Source organism: Actinospineispora eucalypti (assembly GCF_039543365.1).
Taxonomy (GTDB): Bacteria; Actinomycetota; Actinomycetes; order Mycobacteriales; family Pseudonocardiaceae; genus Pseudonocardia; species Pseudonocardia eucalypti.
In genome coordinates this window covers 1-20,283 of sequence record NZ_BAABJP010000022.1, presented here as the reverse complement: position 1 = coordinate 20,283, position 20,283 = coordinate 1, and the positions used below count along the sequence as shown (strand labels likewise).

Genomic DNA, 20,283 nt, shown 5'->3' with positions numbered 1-20,283 from the left:
CTTCACAGCCAGCCGGGTCGACTGATGCGCCGACATCCTGGAGCAGACCATCACCCGGGAGATCATCGGGAACCGAGATGCGGCGGGGGCCGCGCGGCCGCGGTCGTCGCGAGGTAGGCAACTCGGAGGTGGCCTGGGTTCCGATTCATAGCTGGTTATCAGTGAAGGACCCACCGTGCGGTGGGATGCTGACGGGCACCGCCAATCCAACTCGGCGGGGAGTGGTCAGCCATGATCCTGAGAGACGTCCTGGCTATCGCTTGGGCGAGCCTGCGGTCCTACCGGCTGCGCTCGATCCTGACCATGCTCGGCCTGGTCATCGGCGTGGCGGCGGTCATCTTCCTCACCTCGCTCGGACAAGGTGTCTCCGGCGCGGTCAACACCGCCGTGGAACCAGTGGCCAACAGCATCACGGTGGTGCCGAAGCTGGCGCCGGTCCCGGGAGGCCCGCCGGCCCGGCCGCTCACCGACGGTGACGTAGCCGCCATCGGCCGGATCCCGCAGGTCGCCGAGCTGGTGCCGTCGGTTACCGGAGCGACCACCGGGGCGGCCGGCCAAACCAACCGGGCCATGACCGTCACGACGCCGAACGTGCAATTCCTGTCCGCGCAGATCGACGGGACCAGCGCAAACTACCTGGCGGCGCAACAGCGGACCCTGGTCGCGGGCCGGTTCTTCACCCCCGACGAGGACCGGGCCGGCGCCAAGGTCGCCGTGCTCGGCACCATGGCCGACCGGACGCTGTTCGGACCGGATCCGCACGCCGCGCTCAACCACGTCGTGCGGGTGAACAACTCGCTGTTCAAGGTCATCGGTGTGTTGCAGTCCTACGGTGCGGCCAACGACAGCGTCCTCATCATGCCGCTGAAAGCGGTGCGCGCCGGCGTCTACGGGGCCAACTTCGGCGCGGGAGCGGACCAGGTCAGCCACCTGACTGTCAAAGCGACCTCCACGTCGGCGGTATCTGCCGCCGAAACGGCCATCTATCAGGTACTCCGCGAGCGACACCACGTCATCGAGCCGCGCTACGACGACTTCCAGGTCCAAGACCTCGGTTCCCGGGTGAAGACCTTCACCGGACTGATCACCTTGGTGACCAACGCCGTGCCGGCGGTCGCGGCCATCTCCTTGCTGGTCGGCGGCATCGGCGTGCTCAACATCATGCTGGTCTCGGTCACCGACCGCACCCGCGAGATCGGCACCCGCAAAGCGGTCGGCGCCCGCGACTCGGCCATCCTCAGCCAGTTCATCATGGAAGCGATCACCCTCGCCGCGCTCGGCGGCCTGATCGGCGTCGCGGTGAGCGTCGCGGGGATTGTGGCACTCGAGCAAGCACTGGCGGCCGCAGGCGGGGTCGCCGCCAGCGGGCCGTTGAGCTCGTTCCACCCGGTCCTGTCCATCTGGCCCATCGCGGGCGCGTTCGGGATCTGCCTGACGATCGGCCTCGTCGCCGGAAGCTATCCGGCCTGGCGAGCGGCACGACTCAAACCCGTCGAAGCGCTGCGCTTCGAGTAGCCGGATACGGTTGCCCGGACCCACAGGCACGACACAATCCGATCACATCACCATCAAATCTGCGCTCTATACCTTTGAACCCGCGGTCGCCTGAATCCGAGGCCGCCGCGCCCGGGTCGGTCGCCGCCGGCGCTGCTCCGGGCACTCCGGCTTGTCGGACTCAAACTGAGAAGCCATCGCGCCGGTCGCTGTTGCTGGCTACGGTCACGGACCGCGATCACCGCTGCCGGTACCGCGATGGATGGGTCGTGCTCACCCGGACCTGATCCGCCGGGACAGCGGCGGCGTGCTCACCTCGCCGCGGCGGCGCGCGCCGTACCAGCGTTGCGCGCTGTGGTAGCAGCGGCGGGTCAGCCGGGCCAGCGTGATCTGGTGTGCGAGGTGCTTTTGGTAGCGCCAGGGCGGTTGTTCGCCTTGGCGGCTGGACATGGAGTAGGCGAAGTCGACCGCGTCCTGTTCGAGGTAGTGATCGATGTTCTCGAACCAGGCTTGGCTGGCTCGCGCGGAGGCCTGGGTGTTGCGCAGCGCGGCCCGGCGGCGGGCGTCGTAGGTGCGCAGGGCGTCGGTGGGATTCGGGTTCTCGTAGATTGACTGGGCGAGGGCGACCGCGTCAATCATCGCCAATCGGGTGCCGGAACCGATGGTGAAGTGGGTGGTGTGCGCGGCGTCGCCGACCAGCGCCACGTTGTTGTGGTACCAGGCCTCGTTGCTGATCTCGGTGAAGCGTAACCAGCGTGCCGCTTGTCCTCGTGACTTGTCGAGAAGGGGCGCCCCGTCGAGGTGGCTGGCGAAGATCTTCTCGAGTTCGCGGACGCTGTCCTCGCTATCGCGTCGGTCGAGCCCGTGTGCTCGCCAGGTCTGTGCGGTGCATTCAACGATGCAGGTACTGTTCCGGGCGCTGGAGGGGTACGCATGGAACCACAGCCAGCCCAACGCGGTCCGTTCGAACGCGAAAGTGAACCGGTTGAAAACCTTCGGCGTGCCCAACCATATGTACCGGTTGTCGCCGGTTTCCTTGCGGGTCCCGAAGCTGTTCTCGTACAGGCCGCGCACGACGCTGCTGGCGCCGTCGGCGCCGATCACGAGATCGGCATCGGCCAGCGTGCGGTCAGCCGCCCAGCCGGCCGGGTCCACCAGGCTGTTTACCGCGCGGTTGTGGATGACCTTGATGCCCAGGGCGTTGGCGCGACGAGCGAGAATGCCGAGCAAGGTGGCGCGCTCGGTGCTGTAGCCGTAGCCGGCCAGATACGCGGTCCGTTGGCCGTGGCGGATTTCCTGCTCCTGCCACAACCGGGATTTCGCGCGAACTTGTTTGGCGCTTTCCAAGTCGTTGGTGAACATCATGTCTAACAGGTTGTCCCAGTAGACGACGCCCCAGCCGTACGTGGCGCCGGGCGGATCGCGTTCGATCACGGTGATCTCGTGACCAGCGTCGCGGCGTTTCATCGAGATCGCGAAGTAGAGCCCGGCGGGCCCGCCGCCGATGCAGACGATTCTCATGATGAGATGCCTCTTTCGCTGGTTATGCGGTTGTCGTATGAGCTGGCACGTGGAGACGGTAAAGCTGGGCGTACTGTCCGTCCTCAGCCAGCAACTCGGCGTGGGTGCCGGTCTCGGTGATCCGGCCGTGGTCGAGGTAGAGGATCTGCCGGGCTGAGGTCACGGTCAGCAGGTTGTGCGAGATCACCAGCGCGGTGCGACCGGCCATCAAACGGCGCAGCGGTCCGAGGATGTGGTCGCTTGCCGCCGCGTCGAGGCTTGCGGTCGGTTCGTCAAGTATCAGTACGGGAGCGTCGCGGATCATCGCCCGGGCTATCGCGATGCGCTGCCGTTGACCGCCGGAAAGCAAGCGGCCGCGCTGACCGACTCGGGTGTGGTAGCCCTCGGGCAGCGCGCTGATGAACTCGTGTGCGTCGGCCGCCCTGGCGGCGGCGACAACGTCGCTGTGGTCCGCGCCCGCCCGGCCGGCGAGAATGTTTTCGGCGATCGTCTCGTCCAGCAGCAAGGTCTCCTGCAAAACAACGGCGAACTGATTGCGTAACTGCCGAGGATCCAAGTCCCGCAGGTCGTGCCCATCGATGGTGATGCCGCCGTGAGTCGGGTCGTACAATCGGAGTAAGAGCTTGGTCAACGTGGTCTTGCCAGCGCCACTCATGCCGACCAGCGCGGTTATCGTGCCGGCGGGCACATCGAATGTGATGTCACTGAGCACCTCCCGAGTTGTCCCGGGATAGCAGAAGCTCACCTGCCGGAGCTTGATGTCGCCGACGGCGCGTTCAAGCGGACGAGGTTTCGCCGGGGCGGCCACCAGCGGCCGTTGGTCGAGCAACTCGATGATGCGCTCCGCCGCCGCGGCGGCGCCGTAGATGGTGTTGGACAACTGGCCTAGCTGTACTGACCGGAGACGTTGGTCGAGGTCGTGTGACGACACGACCTGATTGATCTTGATAGGCGAGGACCTCCCGGGGAGGTTGTGGAGCTGTCTGACGGCATCCACCACCGACCCCGGGAGGTCCTCGTGGCCCACGCTAACGCTGTTTTGACCCCACGTGCCCGATTGCGCTTGGCGCGTCTGGTCGTGGAGGACGGCTGGCCCGTCGCCCGCGCCGCCGAACGGTTTCAGGTGTCCTGGCCGACCGCGAACCGCTGGGCGCGGCGCTACCGTGAACATGGGCCAGCGGGCATGCTCGATCGCTCCAGCCGGCCCCGCCGTTGCCCGCGTGCGACCCCGGCGCCGGTGGTGCGCAAGATCGTGCACCTGCGGTGGAAGCAGCGGCTGGGACCGGTCGCTATCGCCGCACGGGTCGCGGTGGCGCCCTCGACCGCGCACCAGGTGCTGCGTCGGTGTCGGATCAACCGCCTCGCCCACCTCGACCGGGCCACCGGCGAGCCGGTGCGCCGCTACGAGCACCCCGCTCCCGGGGACCTGCTGCATGTGGATGTGAAGAAACTCGGCAACATCCCCGACCACGGCGGATGGCGCTTCGTAGGACGCGCCCAGGGCAAACGCAACCGCGCCGCCACACCGGACAAGCCGCGCAACCGCCAGCACAACCCACAGATGGGCACCGCTTACGTACACACCGTGCTCGATGACCATTCCCGGGTCGCCTACGCGGAGATCCATGACGACGAAACCGCCGCCACCGCCACCGCGGTCTTGCGCCGCGCGGTCGCCTGGTTCGCCATCCGCGGCATCGCGACCCACCGAGTGCTCTCCGACAACGGATCGGCCTACCGCTCCCACCTCTGGCGCGACACCTGCGCCGAACTCGGCATTACCCCAAAAAAGACCCGGCCCTACCGGCCACAAACCAACGGCAAAATCGAACGCTTCCACCGCACACTGGCCCACGAATGGGCCTTCCGCCGCCTCTACACCAGCGAGTCACAACGCCGCAAAGCCCTACCCGGCTGGATCCACGAGTACAACCATCACAGACCCCACACCGCCACAGGACGCCACCCACCCATCACCAGATTGACCAACCTGTCCGGTCAGTACACCTAGCCCGCGTACCGGCCCGTAGAGCTGGGAAAGATAGACGAGAAATACCAGCAGGCCGCCGAGCGTGATGCGGCCGGCTGACAGCTGCCAGACCCCAGCGCCGATGATGACCAGCACTCCGATGACTTCGAGCAGCCCGGCGCCCGGTCCGAACAGGCCTCGCACCCGGGCCGCGGCCAACGCCGGAGCGGCGCGCGCTGGCCGCGGAGACCGCGACTGAGATGCGCGCCGCGCTGGCCCGATTGCCCGCCGAGCAAGCACGAGCCGTGGTCATGGCCGCCGTGTACGGCATGACCGCCCGACAAGTCGCCGGCTTCGAGGGCATCCCACTTGGCACCGCCAAAGCGCGTATCCATGCCGGTCTGCTGAAGCTGCATGCCGCTCGGCTTGCCTGGCGAGGCGACAATGAGTGAGATCGATTGCCAGCGATTTCAACAGCTCGCGCCGGAGTTCGCCCTGAACGGGCTGGTCGGCCGGGAACGAGCACAGATGCTCTCTCACCTCACCGGCTGCCCCACTTGTCAGAAGATGGCGCACGACCTGGCCGAGACGGCCGACCGGATACTCGAATTGGTGCCAGAGGCCGATCCGCCCGCCGGATTCGAGCTCGAGCTCATGACCACCTTCCGCCGCCCCGGGCGAGAGTATCGGTGGCCGGCATCACTCGCCGCCGCGCTGCTCGCCATCGCGCTGGTCCTCGGCGGCTGGATCGTCGGACGGTCAAACCCAGCGGCCTCGGCACCCGCCGACGATGCCCGGCCGGGCGTGCGCACGGTCCTCTACGCGCCGCTGATCAAGGACGAACTCTGGCTCGGGCAGGCCTACATGGACCCTGACGAGTCGGGCTGGATGTACATCTCGCTCACCGCCCCCGTGCCCGACACCACGATCACCTGCGACATCATCCGACCAGAAGGCTCTACGGTCCGGATCGGCACCTTCCCGTTCACCCACGGGCACGCGGAATGGGGGGCCGCCACACTCACCAAGCTCGACGCGGCGGCGGTAGCACGATTGTCCGACAGCCAAGGCAACGTCATCGCGAGTGCACGGTTCCCGCCGCCGGAGGCAATTCCTGACTAGCCTGCGCCGATGATCCGCGCCGCCCACGCCCCGAAGCCGTCTTCACCAAGCGGATGCACACCACGGCACCGAACACGAGCCACGCGGATCGACCGTGGCTTCCCGTCTCCTGTGGGCTCGGGGACGCGGCGGCCGAACGCGAGGGCGCAGCCGACGCCGAGCATGATGGCGAGGGCGCCGGCGACGTACCAGGGTTTGCTGATCTCGATCTGGCGGTTTCGTAGCCGATCTGTTCGCGGAGCTTGCCGTACACGGCGCGGAGTTGGTCCTCGCTGGTCGCGGTGAAGGACTGGCCGCCGGAGATCGCGGCGATCTCCCGCAAGGATGCCTCGTCCACCGGTACCGGGGTGCGCTGACCGGACAGGTCGATCGTGCCCCACGTGGTGCCGAACGCGATGGTCGATATCGGGATCTTGCCCGTCGTCGACCGATGGGGGCTCGAAGCCGGCACCGATGCGGACGCTGTCCCATTCGCCGCCTTTGGCCGTTTGCGCGGTGGAGACGATGAGGTGAGCAGACTGTTCATGGGCGAGGCGACCGATGGCGGTGATGATGCCTCCACCCGCACGTACGGCCGGGACCGGTCAGCGGCGACGAAAGCGTTCCGCGAGTTCAGGGTGATCCTCCCACCACAGCCCAGTCTGTTCCCGTACGGCCAGCTCAGCGTCCTCGAGCGCGGCCTGCGCGGCGTCCTCCCTGGTCAGTCTGCGCAGCACCACGCCCAGGAACGGCAGGCCGGCGAGGTCCCCGCCGACCCACAACACGCCGGCGCCCAGCGTCTGGTCCAGCCGGGGCGCGGGTCCCCAGGTCTGGCCGAGGGTGAGGTAGTAGGCCGGCGCGAGCAGCAGCCCCAACCAGACGGCGAGGCCGAGCGCGCCGTGCGGCACCACCTCGGCCACGCTGATGCCCAGGCTGACCAGGTACGGGTCGCGGCGCGGCGTGGAGTGGATGCGGAACCGAGTCCAGAAGTACAGCCAGCCCGCGCCGAACAGCCCGGTGCCCACCAGCCGGACAGCCACCCGTGCGCCAGGCTGGCCGGGTATAGCGGGCTCCGGTACAGCACGGGCAACGGCGCCACGAACACCGGCGTGACCAGCAGCGGGAAGGTGAGCACCCGGGCCGCCCGGGAACGCGACAGCACACCCAACCGGGCGCGTGGGCCGGCCGGCAGCACCTCGCGCAGCACGGTCACTGGGGCACCCATCGCGGCGAACATCGGCGCGACCATCAACAGCGCGACGTGCTGCACCGCGCGCATCCAGAACAGCGCACCGGCGTACACCCCCACCACCCCGGAGGTGAGCAGCAGCAACGTGCCCAGCCCGCCGACCAGGAAGCTGACCGTCCGCCCGGCCGGCCACAGCGGGCGCACCCCGCCCAGGTAGCCGGCCGCGGCCAGCGCCAGCGGCACGTCCGCCGGGTGCCACCGCCAGGCGGTGGCACCCGGAGCGGCGTCAGCGGGGTCAGGCCGATCAGGTCAGCTTGCACCTGTCCTCCTCAGCCCGTGCTGGGTCGGGTGGCGGCGCGCGGTCTTCGCCGGTTCGTGCGGCGGGGTGCGGGTGTGCTTGGCCGGTCGGGGCGTCGGGGTCGGCGCGGCCGGCGCGCTGCTGGCCGGTTGGGTCGCCTGTGCGTGCTCGTCGGGCGGGTCGCCGAACAGGCTGGGTACGGCGAGGCCGGCGGTGGCCAGCGCCACCAGCAACGCCGCCGCGGCGGGCAGCGCGGTGCTCGCCCGCCTCGGCGTGCGTACCGCCAGGTGGCGGGCCCGGCCGGCGGCGGTGTGCGGGTAGGGCGCCAGCCCGTCCGGCCAAGCGGCGATGGGGTTGCCCAGCCAGCGGCCCCGCGCCGGCACCGACTCGCCGCGCATCACCAGCGAGCCGCCGCCGATGGTCACGCCGGCGCCCAGTGTGACCCCGGGCAGGGTGATGCTGCGCGGCCCGAGGGTGGCCCCCGGCCCCAGCTCCACCGTGTCGATGCGCATCAGCCGGTCGTGGAACAGGTGGGTCTGCAGCACGCAGCCCCGGTTCACCGTGGCGCCGTCGGCCAGGCGTACCAGGTCGGTTTCCGGCAGCCAGTGGCTCTCGCACCACACGCCGCTGCCGATGCGCGCGCCGAGGGTGCGCAGCCAGCCGTTGAACAGCGGGGTGCCCACCAGCGTGTTGCCCAGCCAGGGCATCGCCAGCTGCTCGTAGAACACGTCGAACAGCTCGTTGCGCCAGACGAAGGGGCTCCACAGTGGGTGCTCGCCGACCCGGAACCGGCCCACCAGCAGCCACTTCGCCGCCGTGGTCAGGGCCAGCGCGGTGGTCCCGGCGAGCAGCAGCACCGGCCCGGCGGCGAGCGCCGCCAGCGTCCAGCCGAATGCGGCCTGCAACCGGATCAGCGCCTTGGCCACCAGCCAGGCCAGCAGGGTGCCGCAGATCAGTGGGATCACCCGCAGCGTCTCCACCGAGGCCCGGGCCAGCACCAGCCGGGCCGGCGGGTGGAAGCTGCGCGCCGGGTCCACCGGGTCCACGACCCGGGGCAGCTCGAACGCCGGCCGGCCCACCCAGGAGGTGTCCGGCTCGGCGCTTTCCGGCGCCTCGGACAGCACCGCGACCAGTGCGCCGTCCGGCACCTCCCGGTCCGGTCCGACGATCCCGGAGTTGCCCACGAAGGCCCGCTCGCCGACCCGCACCCGACCGGTGCGCAGCCATCCGCCGCGCAGCTCGTAGGGCGCGATCAGCGTGTCGTCGGCGAGGAACGCGCCGTCCTCGATGCGCATCGCGCCGGGCAGCCCGGTCGCGGTGGAGATCTCCACCCGGCGGCCGACCCGGGCACCCAGCAGCCGGAACCACACCGGAGTGAGCAGGCTCGCGTAGACCGGGAACAGCGCCACCCTGGCCGTGGCGACCAGCCGGTCCACCAGCCAAGCGGCCCACCCGGCCAGGCTGGCCACCGGGTGGTCACCCGGGTGCACCGCCAACCCGGCCAGCCGGACCACGGCCAACACCAGCACGGCGTAGCCCAGCGTCACCAGCGGACCGCCGGCCGCGGCCAGTGCGGCGGTGACTGCCAGCCCCGGCCGGGCGGTCTCCGCCCGGTATAGCAGCAACACCCAGGGCACTCCGGCGAGCAGCGGCAGCAGGCCGAGCAGGGGCAGGGTCAACACCCGGGCAAGCGTCCAGCCGCGAGCGCGGGCGCCGACCCGTTCCGGCCGACCCTCGCCTACCGGTTCCGGCCAGCCTTCGCCGGCCGGGCCCAGCCGCCGCGCCGGCACGCCGCCCCAGCGCTCGCCGGCCGGCACCATCCCGTAGACGCAGCTGCCCGGTTCCACCTCAGCCTCCGGACCGACCACCGCGCCGGGCATCAGCGTGACCCGGCCGCCCACCCGCGCGCCCGCGCCCACCCGCACCTCACCCACGTGCAGCAGGTCACCATCCAGCCACCAGCCGGCCAGGTCCGCCTCCGGCTCGACCACGCAGCCGTCACCCAGCTCCGCCAGCCCGGTGACCGGGGCGTCCGACCGCAGATCCACGTGCCGGCCCACCCGGCAGCCGAGCAGCCGGGCGTACCACGCGGCCAGCGGGGTTCCGGCCACCGAGCCGATGCCGAGCGACCCGGCCAGCCGCGAGGCCGCCCACAGCCGCAGGTGCACCCAGCCACCACGCGGGTAACAACCCGGCCGCACCCCCCGGCGCACCAGCCGCACCCCGGCCACCACCAGCAGCACCCGGCCGGGCGGGCTGACCAACAGTGCCCAACCGGCGATCAACCAGAGCCACGGCACCGGCGGGGTGAGCGCGCCGGACAGCCCGGGAAACAGGGCACAGAGGTTCCCCAACGCGGCCAGCCCGAGCACCCAGCGCAGCCCGCCCAGCGTGACCAGCGCGACGGTCACCGCCAGCTGGAACGTCCCGGCCCGGCGCGGGGTGAGGTGAACCCGCCGCTGCGCAGCCACCTCGCCGCCCAGCTCGTCCAGTCGCGCGGACAGCCGGCGCAGCACCGGGTGCTGGTAGACGTCGGCGACCGACGCCTCGGGGAAGCGTTCACGCACGGCCGCGACCAGCCGCGCGGTGGCCAGGCTGGTGCCGCCCAGCTCGAAGAAGTCGGAATCCGCCGCGACCGGCACGGCCAGCAGATCCCGCCACAGCCCGCCCAGCCACCCCAGCGTGCCGCCGTCGGCGGCCAGTTCCTCGTCCTGCGGCGCACCGGCGACGCCGCGCACCGGCCAGGGCAGCGCGTCCCGGTCCGCCTTCCCGGAGGTGCGGGTAGGCAGCGCGTCCAGGGTGACCAGCCGGGGCACCATCGCCGCCGGCAGCGCCTCGGCCAGCCGGGCACGCGCCTCGCCCAGATCGAGCGACCGCCCCGGCTTCGGCACCAGGTAACCGACCAACAGGTCGCCGCCCGCCTCGGTGCGCCGCACCGCCGCGGCGGCCGCGGCCACCTCCGGCAGGGCCAGCAGCGCGGCGTCGATCTCACCCAGCTCGATCCGCCGCCCGCCCAGCTTCACCTGGTCGTCGGCCCGGCCGAGGAACACCAGCCCCTCCGGGTCGGCGCGTACCAGGTCACCGCTGCGGTAGCCGCGCGACCAGCCCAGCGCGGGCACCGGGGCGTAGCGTTCCCGGTCCTTCGCCGGGTCGAGGTACCGGCCCAACCCGACCCCGCCGATCACCAACTCGCCGACGCTGCCCGCCGGCACCGGAGCACCGTGCTCGTCCAACACGGCCAGCTGCCAGCCGCGCAGCGGCAACCCGATGCGAACCGGCTCACCGCCGTCCAGCGGCGCCGCGCAGGCCACCACGGTGGCCTCGGTGGGTCCATAGGTGTTCCACACCTCCCGGTCCGGCGCGGCCAGCCGGCGGGCCAGCTCGGCAGGGCACGCCTCGCCGCCGAGGATGAGCAGCCGCACCCGGCGCAATGCGTCCACCGGCCACAACGCGGCCAGAGTCGGCACCGTGGACACCACGGTGATCCCCCGCTCCAGCAGCCATGGCCCCAGCTCCACGCCGGCCCGCACCAGCGAGCGCGGCGCCGGCACCAGGCAGGCACCGCTGCCCCAGGCCAGCCACATTTCCTCGCAGGAGGCATCGAAGGCCACGGACAGCCCGGCCAGCACCCGGTCGCCGGGACCGAGCGGCCGTGCGGTCTGGAACAGCTCTGCCTCGGCGGCGACGAACGCTGCCGCCGACCGGTGGCTGATCGCCACCCCCTTGGGCAGCCCGGTGGAACCCGAGGTGAAGATCACCCAGGCGTCATGGTCAGGGGACGGCGGGCCGGCGGTGGACGGGCGGTTCACCGCCGAGCGGCGCGGGGTGTACCGGGTATCGGCGGTGATCACGCCGACGACGTCCGCCTCCCGCCACACGGTCCGCGCCCGCTCGTCCGGGTCGTCCGCGTCCACCGGTACGTACGCGGCGCCGCACCACAACACCGCCAGGATGGCCAGGTACAGCTCGGCCTCTCCGGACGGCATGCGCACCCCGACGCGGTCGCCCGCGCACACCCCGGCCGCGCGCAATCGCTCGGCCATCCGTTCCACCCGGTGCAGGCAGTCCCGGTAGCGGTACGGGCGCCGGCCGGCGTCGATGGCCGGTGCGTCCGGGTACCGCCGGGCGGTAGCCGCGAACACCTCCACCAGCGTGCCGGCGCGCGGTGGCGCACCGCCGTCGTAAAACGACATCCGAATACCTCAGATAACCCGAATCACATATCTGACAAAACGCTGACAATCATTCCGAAGGAGCAGTCAACGAGCATAACAAGGTCGAAATCAGGCATCCCCGATAGACCAAATGAGTTAATTTCAAGAGTTTGCTGAGACGTCGCTGAACAGTCGTTTTGATGCCGCCACAACTCTTGCGTCAGCAAAGCTCAGGCTTCGCCTCACACAATCGGCTCAGCACTTCCTCAATATCAGCACGGGCCTCGCCGGGGAGAACCAAGGATTGCCGATTTCCGGCGACGACACCACAGCGGCCGATCCTTTCGTTCATCCTGATCACGACCAGTACGAGTAGCTGCCCGACCTGATGTGCATCCTCGGCGCGGGCTGGCTGCACCGAGGCTCACTCATGGTGGCCGAGAGCATCGAGAACCGGGGAACGCCCGCCTATCGGGCCTACATGCGTGAGCGCGAGGGAGCCACCTGGTACACCACCGAGCATCCTCGTGCCTGCCGAGTACCAGGACAAACTCCCCGACCTGGTGCCCAGCCCGCCGCTCGACTGGCGGTCCCACTCGTCGACGTTTATGTGTCAGCGTGGACCGTGCCGCCGAGCGCTGCTGATCTCACTGCCGCGGCTGGTCAATGTTGATCATCCACGAGATGCCGAACCTGTCGACGCAGGAACCGAACTCGTCGCCCCATGCCTGCTTCGCCATCGGCACGGTGACGGTGCCGCCCTCGGACAGCTTCTCCCAGTAACCGCGCAGATCGGCGGAGTCGTCGCCGGACACGCTGACCGCCATGTTGGTACCCGGCTTGAACTCCGTGCCTTCCGGGGTGTCGGACGCCATCAGCGTGAAGCCCTTCGACGTCTCCAGCTGAGCGTGCATAACGTTGTTCGCGTCCGGCGAGTCGGCCGGGCCGAACTCGGCGAACGTGCTGATCGCGAGATGCCCGCCGAACACGTCGCGGTAGTACTCCATCGCCTGGCGGGCGGTGTCGCCGAAGTAGATGAACGGGTTGAGACGTGAAGTCATGGTCGATCCCCGTGGCTCGTATGGAAGGGCATCGTCGCAGACGGGTCCGACAATCCCGGCGCGTTCATGTCGGCGGTCCACCCCGCACCCACACGGTCGGTGCCGGGGCCCACGCTGCCCCGCACCGCACTCCCACTGGCGGAGGGTACGAGTCCTGCTCGACCAACTGGCCGGGGCCGACGTCTAGCGCGCGGTTGTCGATGGCCAGGAAGCAGTAGATGCATACGTGGCGCCGGAGCCTGCGCGCGATCAGCTCCGGGCGTCCGGCACCCGGTCCAAGCACAGGTTGGCTGGTAGCTCGGCGGCAACGACCGCGGGACAGTGATTTGCCCCGCGCCTCGCATCTCCGAGTCCCGGTTCTGACCACCGGCCCTGGCTTTGCGCTCGACACACCACCGACGCCGAACCGATAGCTCGCGGACCGCGCGCACGGTCGAGACATCCGCGGTGCTCGGTGGGAGGTCCTGTTGGGATGGCTATCGGTGGGTGGCGAGGTGTAGGGAGGTGTGGAGTAGTTGGGCGTGGACGAATGCTTGGGGGAGGTTGCCGCGTAGTTGGCGTTGGGTGACGTCATATTCCTCGGCGAAGAGTCCGGGTGGGCCGCAGGCGGCGCGGTTGCGTTCGAACCAGCGGGCGGCGGCGGTGGGGTTGTGTCGGTGGGTGGCTTGGGCGAGGAGGAACCCGCACAGGGTGAAGGCGCCTTCGGCGGTGCCGAGCGGGCGGTTGTCGGGGCGGTAGCGGTAGACGTAGCCGTCGTCGGTGAGTTGGGTGGTGACCGCGCGCAGGGTGGCGGTGTTGCGGGGGTCGTCGGCGGGCAGTGCGCCGTTGAGGGCGGGGAGCAGGAGAGCGGCGTCGACGCGGGGGTCGTCGGGGGCGCGTTGCCAGCGGCCGCTGGGGTGCAGGCAGTCGGCGGTGTCGGCCAGAATGGCGTCGGCGAGGGCGTGCCGGTTGGCCGCGTCGGATCCGTGGCCGTGCGCGGTGGCGAAGGTGCGTAGGCCCGGCGGCGCAGGCGAGGCGGGAGTGTGCCCACCGTTGGGGTTCGAGTTCCCAGATTCCGGCGTCGGGCTCGCGCCATCGTTTCTCGATGGCGTCGACGGCGATGGTGGCGGCGGTGTGGGCGTCGGTGTCGAGCCGGTCGGCGTGGTGGGCGGCGGCGAGGAGTTGCAGCGCTTCTCCGAAGGCGTCGAGTTGGAACTGGTGGTTGACGTGGTTGCCGAGGGTGTCGGCGCCGCCGGGGTAGCCGGGCAGGTCCAGGGTGTGTTCGTCGGGGATGGGTTGGCCGGTGGTGGTGTAGGCGGGTGCGAGGTGGGGGCCGTGTTCGAGCAGGCGGGCGGTGACGAACCGGACGGCGTCGTCGAGCAGGTCGTGGGCGCCGGCGGTGGCGGCGGCTTGCCCGGCGAAGCACTGGTCCCGGATCCAGGCGTAGCGGTAGTCGTAGTTGCGGCCCGCTCGGGCGCGTTCGGGAAGGCTCATGGTGGCGGCGGCGACCATGGCGCCGGTGTGGCTGGTGAGTCCGCGTAGGACGGCGTAGGCGTGTCGGGCGTCGCGGGGCGCGATGCTGGCGTCCAGGGGTGGTGTCGAGGTGTGCCAGGTGTTGCGGGTGGCCTGCCAGGCGGTGGTGGCGTCGGGCGGCGGGTCGGGTAGGGGTTGTTCGGAGAGCTCGAGGACCAGGTTGTGGTGTTGGCCGGGGTCGAGGTGGAGGGTGGCTTCCAGCCCACGTGGGCCGGGTTGGGTGCTGGTGGGTGTGCCGGACCAGCGCCAGCGCAGCGGCCCGGTGCGCCCGGTCCAGATGTCGGGTGCGGGGCGGTGTTGGTAGTGGACGGGGTGGGCGCCGAAGCCGGCGGCGGGTTGCAGGCGCAGGTAGAGGTGGGCCGCGCCGTCCACCGCGTGGATCTGGCGGAGGATGACCGCGCGGTGTGGGTCGCCGGGGAAGGCGAGGGCTTCGTGGCACTCGATGATGCCGGTGTCGGTGATCCAGCGGGATCGCCAGATGAGGGTGTCGGGTTCGTAGTGGCCGCCCCAGACGCAGCGTTCGACGGGGGTGACCAGGTAGCTGCCTCCGCCGCCGATGAGGTGGGAGAAGACCGCGTCGGAGTCCCAGGTGGGCGCGCACATCCAGGCGAGCTCGCCGTGCGGGCCGACCAGTGCGCCGCGTTCGCCGTCGGCGAGTAGTGCGTACTCGCGCAGCACGCGTGGCGACTCGGCGTCGAGCGCGGGACGGGCGGTCGGGGTTGTCATTGTCGGAGGGCTCGGCGCAGCGTGAGGCCGGCGGCAGCGGCGGCCACCGCCGCGAGCAGGCCGTGGTGGCGGGAGGCCCATTGTTGTGGGCTGTGTGCGTGGGCGGTGGCGTCGAAGTGGCCGTGCGCGCCGAAGTCGTGGCCGTGCGCGCCGTCGCTGGGTTGCCACAGGTTGCCCGGCCGGGCGGGGTCGTGGGGTTGGTCGGTTTGTTGGGCGTTGTACCCGGTGGCGGCGAGGTAGCGGTCCAGCATGCCGGGGGCGAGTTTGTCGCCGAGGAGGGTGGCGACGGTGGAGGCGCCGACCCAGTACTCCCGGCGGCGGGGGTGCTGGGCGGCGTGCCGGATCGCGCGGGCGGCGAGTTCGGGCTGGTAGATGGGTGGGACGGGTTGGGCGCCGCGGCGCAGCCGGGAGCGCAGCCAGGTGAACTGCGGGGTGTTCAGCGCCGGCAGTTGCACCATGGTCACCGAGACCCCGGAGTGTTCGTGCAGCAGTTCGCAGCGCAGGGACTCGTGAAAGCCCTGGATGGCGTGTTTGGCCGCGCAGTAGGCGGCCTGCAGCGGGATGCCCCGGTAGGCCAGCGCGGAGCCGACCTGCACGATGGTGCCCCGGTCGCGGGGCCGCATCCGCTCCAGGGCCGCCTTGGTGCCGTACACGTAGCCGAGGTAGCTGACCTCGAGGACCCGGTGGAACTCCTCGGGTTTCACCTCGGTGACCGGGGCGAACACCGAGGTGAACGCGTTGTTGACCCAGATGTCGATCGGGCCGAGTGCCTGTTCGGCATGGGCGGCGGCCTGGTCGACCGCGTCGTGGTCGGCGACGTCGACCTCGATCGGCAGCGCGGTGCCGCCGGCCTTCTCGACGTCCTCGGTGGCGGCGCGCAGCCCGGTTTTGCCCCGGGCCAGCAGCGCGATGCGGGCGCCGTGTTCGGCGAAGGCCCGGGCGGTGGCCCGCCCGACGCCGCCGCTGGCGCCGGTGATCACGACGACCTGGCCGCGGGCGTGTTGTCGGCTGGGCATGGGCGGGGAACCTCCTGTCTAGGGGTGGTCAGGTGAGGCCGGTGGCGAGCAGTTCGGCCAGGTGCACGGGTTGGTGGCCGGTGTGGTCGAGCTGGTGGATCTGGGTGCGGCAGCTGAACCCGTCGGCCAGCACGGTGGTGGTGCTCGGGTCGGCCTGGCGTAGCCGCGGCAGCAGGGCCCGTTCCGCGCAGTCCTCGCTGATCCGTTCGTGGCCGGGTTCGAAGCCGAAGTTCCCGGCCAGCCCGCAGCAGCCCGACTCCAGCGGCTCCACCTGCACCCCGGCTTCGGCGAGCAGCCGCTGGTCCGGGTCGAAGCCGAGCACCGCGTGTTGGTGGCAGTGCACCTGCGCCAGCGTCGTAGTAGTCGTGCGGCCGGATCGGGACAGGTCGGGTGGTCGGTAGCCGGGGGAGTGGTCGGCGAGCAGTTCGGCCAGGGTGTGGGTCTGGCTGGCCAGCCGGCGCACGTCCTGGTGCTCGGGGAACAGCTCGGGCGCGTCGGAGCGGAACACCGCGGCGCAGGACGGCTCGAGTCCGACGACCAATCCGCCGGCGCGCAGGTGGGGCGCGAGCGCGGCCACGGTGCGGCGGAGGACTTTCTTGGCGGTGGCCAGTTGACCGGTGGAGATCCAGGTCAGCCCGCAGCACAGGGGCCGGGTCGGCAGCTCCACCCGCCAGCCCGCGTCCTCGAGCACACGCACCGCGGCCAGCCCGATGTGCGGGTGGAAGTGGTTGGTGAACGTGTCGGGCCACAACAGCACGGTTCCCCGGGCGCCGGGGTTCGTCGGGCGGGGCCGGGCGGTGAACCAGCGTTGCAGGGTCTGGGGCGCGAACCGGGGGATCTCCCGGTCGGCCACGCCGGCCACCCGGGTCGCTGCCCTGGCCAGCCCCGGTGTGTGGGTGAGAGTGTTGACCACCCGGGCGAGTCGGGCGCGGCCGACGAGTTGGCTGATCAGCGGCAGCCAGCCCAGCGCCAGGTGTGAGCGGGGGCGGCGCCAGGGGCGTCGGGCGTAGTGGTGGGCCAGGAACTCGGCCTTGTAGGTGGCCATGTCGACGTTGGCGGGGCAGTCGGTCTTGCAGCCCTTGCAGGCCAGGCACAGGTCCAGTGCGTCCTTGACGGCGGGGGAGCGCCAGCCGTCGTGGATCGGTCCGTCGGCGTGGCCGTCCAGCATCTCGAACAGCAGCCGGGCCCGGCCTCGAGTGGAGTGTTCCTCCTCGCCGGTCACCTGGTAGGACGGGCACATCACCTGGCCGCCGTTGTTGTGGTGTTGGCGGCAGCGCCCGACGCCGACGCAGCGGTTCGCGGCCTGGGCAAAGGAGCCGCCGTCGTGCGGGTAGCGGAAGTACAGGTCCTGCCCGGTCGCCGGCGCCCAGTCGCCGCCGAGGCGCAGGTGCTCGTCCAACCCGTCCGGGGCTATGACCTTGCCCGGGTTCATCCGGTTGCCCGGGTCGAAGATCGCTTTGAGCTGGCCGAACGCGCAGACCAGGTCGGTGCCGAACATCTTGGGCAGCAGCTCGCCCCGGCTCTGCCCGTCGCCGTGTTCCCCGGACAGCGAACCGCCCAGCTCCACGACCAGGTCCGCCGCCTCCAGCATGAACCGCCGGTAGGTGGCGACCCCGTCGGCGGTGTAAAGGTCGAACGGGATGCGGGTGTGCACACACCCCTGCCCGAAGTGGCCGTACAGGCTGGGACCGGTGTCGCTGGCGTAGCCGAACTTCTCGTACAGGGCGGTCAGCCGGCGCAGATAGGTACCCAGCCGCGCCGGTGGCACGGCCGAGTCCTCCCAGCCCTCGAAGGTGTCGGGTTTGCCGGGGACGTGCGCGGTCGCGCCCAGCCCGGCCTCGCGGACCTGCCAGAGCTGTTGCTCGTGCGCCGGGTCGTCCAGGAACGCCACATCGGGCTGGTGCGGGTCGTCGTGCAGGCCGTCCAGCAGGGCGCGGCCCTTGCGCTCCACCTCGTCGCGGGTGTGCGCGGCGAACTGGACCATCAGGAACGCGCGACCCTCGGGCAGTTCGGCCAGCGCCTCGGTATTGAGGTGTTTGATCTGTTGGTCGCGGATGAGCTTGGCGTCGATCCCTTCCAGCGCGACCGGCTCGTGCGCCAACACCGCGGGTACCGCGTCGGCGGCGGCCGCGACGTCGGGATAGCCGAGCACGACCAAGGTGCGTTCGGGCAGCACGGGGACCAGCTTCAGCTCCGCGCGCAGCACGGTCACCAGGGTGGACTCGCTGCCGACCAGCAGCCCGGCCACGTCGAAGCGGTGTTCGTCGAGCAGGGAGTCGAGGTTGTAGCCCGATACCCGCCGGGGGATGTCGGGGAACCGGTCGCGGATCTGTTCGGAGTAGGTGTCGCGCAGCGCGCGCAGCTGCCGGTAGACCTCGGCGCGCCGGCCGCCGCCGTCCTCGATCGTGGTGTGGTCGGTGTCGGTGGTGGAGCCGCACCAGAACCGGGTGCCGTCATACAGCAGCACCTCGAGCCGGGCGATGTTGTCGACGACCTTCCCGGTGCGTTGCGCGGTCGCCCCGCAGGAGTTGTTGCCGATCATTCCGCCGAGGGTGCAGTTCATGTGGGTGGCCGGTTCCGGCCCGAACCGCAGCCCGGTGTCGGCCAGCTGCCGGTTGAGCTCGTCGAGCACGATGCCCGGCTGCACCACGCAGATCCCCGCCGCCGCATCGACCGATTCGAGCCGGTGGCAGTACTTGGACCAGTCGATCACCAGGGCGGTGTTGGTGGCCTGCCCGGCGAGGCTGGTCCCGCCGCCCCGCGACAGCACCGGTACGTCGAACTCGCAGGCCACCGCGACCGCCTCGGCCGCGGCGTCCGGGTGCCGGGGAACGACCACGCCGACGGGCACCTGCCGGAAGTTCGAGGCATCCGTCGAGTAGGCCGCCCGGGTTCCGTCGTCGAAACGCACCTCGCCGTGCACCCGCCGCCGCAGCGCCGTCTCGAACGCGTCGAGATCGGTCGCCGGCGGGGTCTGCCGTCGGGTTGGGCGCGCGACCGGCAGAGGAAGCTCGACCTTGCTCACCTGCTGTTCCTCCCTATCTCCTGGGTGACCGGCCGGCCCCGCTGGAACTGGGCGACGTCGGGCTGAAGCCGCAGGCCGTTGCCGGCCGTGTGTGGGTCCGGCCGCAGCGCGCCACCGGCGGGGTCGAGTGCGCCGTCGAAGAAGCGCTGCTCGATGCGGACGTGGTCGTGGAACCACTCCAGGTGGCGCAGGTTGGGCGTCGCGGCCGCGACGTGCGCGTGCATGTGCGGGGCGCAGTGCCCGGACACCCGCAGGTTGTGCGCGGCGGCGACCGCGGCGATGCGCAGCCATTCGGTGATGCCGCCACAGCGGGTCACGTCGACCTGCACGCAGTCCACCGCTTCAGCGGCGCACATTCGCTGGAAGTAGGCCAGGTCGTAGCCGTACTCGCCGGCGGTGACGTCGGCGGCGACCCGCGCCCGCACCTGCCGCAGCCCGGCCAGGTCGTCCGAGGAGACCGGTTCCTCGCACCATCGCACGTCCAGCTCGGTGGCCGCGTCCATCACCCGGATCGCCTGCTTGGCGGTGTAGGCGCCGTTGGCGTCCACGTACAGCTCGACGTCCTCGCCGACCGCTTCCCGCGCGATGCGCATCCGCCGCAGATCCTCGCCGGTCTCGGCGCCCCACGACTCACCGACCTTGATCTTCACCCGGGGAATGCCCTGGATGCGCCCCCAGTCGGCCAGCTGCTCCCGCAGCCGTACGGCGTCGTAGGTGGTGAACCCGCCGCTGCCGTAGACCGGAACCTGGTCGTGCACGGCGCCGAGCAGCCGGTGCAGCGGCAGCCCCAGCAGCCTCGCTTTCAGGTCCCACAGCGCCAGGTCCACCGCCGAGATCGCGTAGCCGACCGCGCCCGGCCGGCCCGCGTTGCGCACCGCGCGCACCATCGCGGCGAATGTGCCGCCCACATCCAGCGGGTTCGACCCCAGCACCACACCGGCCAACTGGTCGGCGACGACCTGTGCGCAGGCCGTCGGGCCATAGGTCCAGCCGATGCCGCTCACACCGTCGCAACCGGCCTCGACCAGGACCATGGTGGTGGAGTCCCAGGCCAGTGTGCCGTCCGCCTCGGGCGCGTCGGTGGGCACCGTATACGTGGTGGCCGTGATCGACTCCACCGACGACCCGGTGACCAGGGCTGCCGTGTTCATCAGGTCAGCCGCCTCGGTGGGGGAGGAACTCCTGCAGCTTGGTCTTGATCCCGGAGGCCATCACCT

Annotated in this window: 13 protein-coding genes and 2 pseudogenes; 4 read left to right on the top strand and 11 right to left on the bottom strand. The window is 70.8% G+C overall.

The annotated features are described in order from the left end of the window. Window positions 1-231: 231 nt before the first annotated feature. On the top strand, window positions 232-1,515 hold the full coding sequence (locus ABEB12_RS22245; RefSeq protein WP_185066039.1) for an ABC transporter permease: 1,284 nt from the start codon (window positions 232-234) through the stop codon (window positions 1,513-1,515). 252 nt (window positions 1,516-1,767) lie between these two features. Here ABEB12_RS22245 and ABEB12_RS22240 read toward each other — a convergent pair whose 3' ends face one another. Next, entirely contained in the window at window positions 1,768-3,015 is a 1,248-nt protein-coding gene (locus ABEB12_RS22240) for an FAD-dependent monooxygenase (protein WP_185066040.1), read from the bottom strand. Between the two features lie 22 nt (window positions 3,016-3,037). Next, complete coding sequence (locus ABEB12_RS22235) at window positions 3,038-3,895, bottom strand: ABC transporter ATP-binding protein (RefSeq protein ID WP_345703041.1); 858 nt, start codon at window positions 3,893-3,895, stop codon at window positions 3,038-3,040. A 138-nt stretch (window positions 3,896-4,033) separates the two neighbouring features. On the opposite strand from ABEB12_RS22235, the gene ABEB12_RS22230 reads away from it, so the two are divergent. The 3 genes from ABEB12_RS22230 (at window position 4,034) to ABEB12_RS22220 (ending at window position 6,106) form a co-directional block, all read left to right on the top strand. Then, complete coding sequence (locus ABEB12_RS22230) at window positions 4,034-5,026, top strand: IS481 family transposase (protein WP_185066041.1); 993 nt, start codon at window positions 4,034-4,036, stop codon at window positions 5,024-5,026. Window positions 5,027-5,244: 218 nt separating this feature from the next. After that, complete coding sequence (locus tag ABEB12_RS22225; RefSeq protein WP_185066042.1) at window positions 5,245-5,436, top strand: sigma factor-like helix-turn-helix DNA-binding protein; 192 nt, start codon at window positions 5,245-5,247, stop codon at window positions 5,434-5,436. Then, window positions 5,429-6,106, top strand: coding sequence for a zf-HC2 domain-containing protein (locus tag ABEB12_RS22220; RefSeq protein ID WP_185066043.1), 678 nt, complete (start codon window positions 5,429-5,431; stop codon window positions 6,104-6,106). Before ABEB12_RS22225 ends, ABEB12_RS22220 begins: the two co-directional genes overlap by 8 nt. 584 nt (window positions 6,107-6,690) lie before the next feature. Here the strand turns inward: ABEB12_RS22220 and ABEB12_RS22215 are convergent. From ABEB12_RS22215 to ABEB12_RS22175, 9 genes and pseudogenes are all read right to left on the bottom strand, one after another. Next, on the bottom strand, window positions 6,691-7,125 hold the full coding sequence (locus ABEB12_RS22215; protein WP_345703040.1) for a cytochrome c oxidase assembly protein: 435 nt from the start codon (window positions 7,123-7,125) through the stop codon (window positions 6,691-6,693). A 50-nt stretch (window positions 7,126-7,175) separates the two neighbouring features. After that, window positions 7,176-7,478: pseudogene (locus tag ABEB12_RS42175) on the bottom strand (cytochrome c oxidase assembly protein); the annotation flags it as partial. A gap of 105 nt (window positions 7,479-7,583) precedes the next feature. After that, window positions 7,584-11,765: a Pls/PosA family non-ribosomal peptide synthetase gene (locus tag ABEB12_RS22205; RefSeq protein WP_185066044.1), complete on the bottom strand. Its 4,182-nt coding sequence runs from the start codon at window positions 11,763-11,765 to the stop codon at window positions 7,584-7,586. A gap of 608 nt (window positions 11,766-12,373) precedes the next feature. After that, entirely contained in the window at window positions 12,374-12,787 is a 414-nt protein-coding gene (locus ABEB12_RS22200; RefSeq protein ID WP_185066045.1) for a VOC family protein, read from the bottom strand. A gap of 476 nt (window positions 12,788-13,263) precedes the next feature. Continuing rightward, complete coding sequence (locus tag ABEB12_RS22195) at window positions 13,264-13,713, bottom strand: glycoside hydrolase family 15 protein (protein WP_345703043.1); 450 nt, start codon at window positions 13,711-13,713, stop codon at window positions 13,264-13,266. Window positions 13,714-13,855: 142 nt separating this feature from the next. Beyond that, window positions 13,856-15,025: pseudogene (locus ABEB12_RS22190) on the bottom strand (glycoside hydrolase family 15 protein); the annotation flags it as partial. Continuing rightward, the gene (locus ABEB12_RS22185; protein WP_185066046.1) at window positions 15,022-16,041 is read right to left on the bottom strand and encodes an SDR family oxidoreductase; all 1,020 of its coding nucleotides are present in this window, start codon (window positions 16,039-16,041) and stop codon (window positions 15,022-15,024) included. The gene ABEB12_RS22185 and the pseudogene ABEB12_RS22190, both read right to left, overlap by 4 nt. A gap of 28 nt (window positions 16,042-16,069) precedes the next feature. Continuing rightward, the gene (locus ABEB12_RS22180; protein ID WP_185066047.1) at window positions 16,070-19,066 is read right to left on the bottom strand and encodes an FAD-linked oxidase C-terminal domain-containing protein; all 2,997 of its coding nucleotides are present in this window, start codon (window positions 19,064-19,066) and stop codon (window positions 16,070-16,072) included. Next, entirely contained in the window at window positions 19,063-20,154 is a 1,092-nt protein-coding gene (locus ABEB12_RS22175) for an enolase C-terminal domain-like protein (RefSeq protein WP_345703038.1), read from the bottom strand. The genes ABEB12_RS22180 and ABEB12_RS22175 overlap by 4 nt, the downstream gene beginning before the upstream one ends. Window positions 20,155-20,283: the final 129 nt, after the last annotated feature.

Excerpts from the sequence above, each read along its gene's own strand:
- ABEB12_RS22245 (WP_185066039.1), top strand. The coding sequence starts at position 232 with ATGATCCTGAGAGACGTCCTGGCTATCGCTTGGGCGAGCCTGCGGTCC.
- ABEB12_RS22240 (WP_185066040.1), bottom strand. The coding sequence starts at position 3,015 with ATGAGAATCGTCTGCATCGGCGGCGGGCCCGCCGGGCTCTACTTCGCG.
- ABEB12_RS22225 (WP_185066042.1), top strand. The coding sequence starts at position 5,245 with ATGCGCGCCGCGCTGGCCCGATTGCCCGCCGAGCAAGCACGAGCCGTG.
- ABEB12_RS22220 (WP_185066043.1), top strand. The coding sequence starts at position 5,429 with ATGAGTGAGATCGATTGCCAGCGATTTCAACAGCTCGCGCCGGAGTTC.
- ABEB12_RS22205 (WP_185066044.1), bottom strand. The coding sequence starts at position 11,765 with ATGTCGTTTTACGACGGCGGTGCGCCACCGCGCGCCGGCACGCTGGTG.
- ABEB12_RS22200 (WP_185066045.1), bottom strand. The coding sequence starts at position 12,787 with ATGACTTCACGTCTCAACCCGTTCATCTACTTCGGCGACACCGCCCGC.
- ABEB12_RS22185 (WP_185066046.1), bottom strand. The coding sequence starts at position 16,041 with ATGCCCAGCCGACAACACGCCCGCGGCCAGGTCGTCGTGATCACCGGC.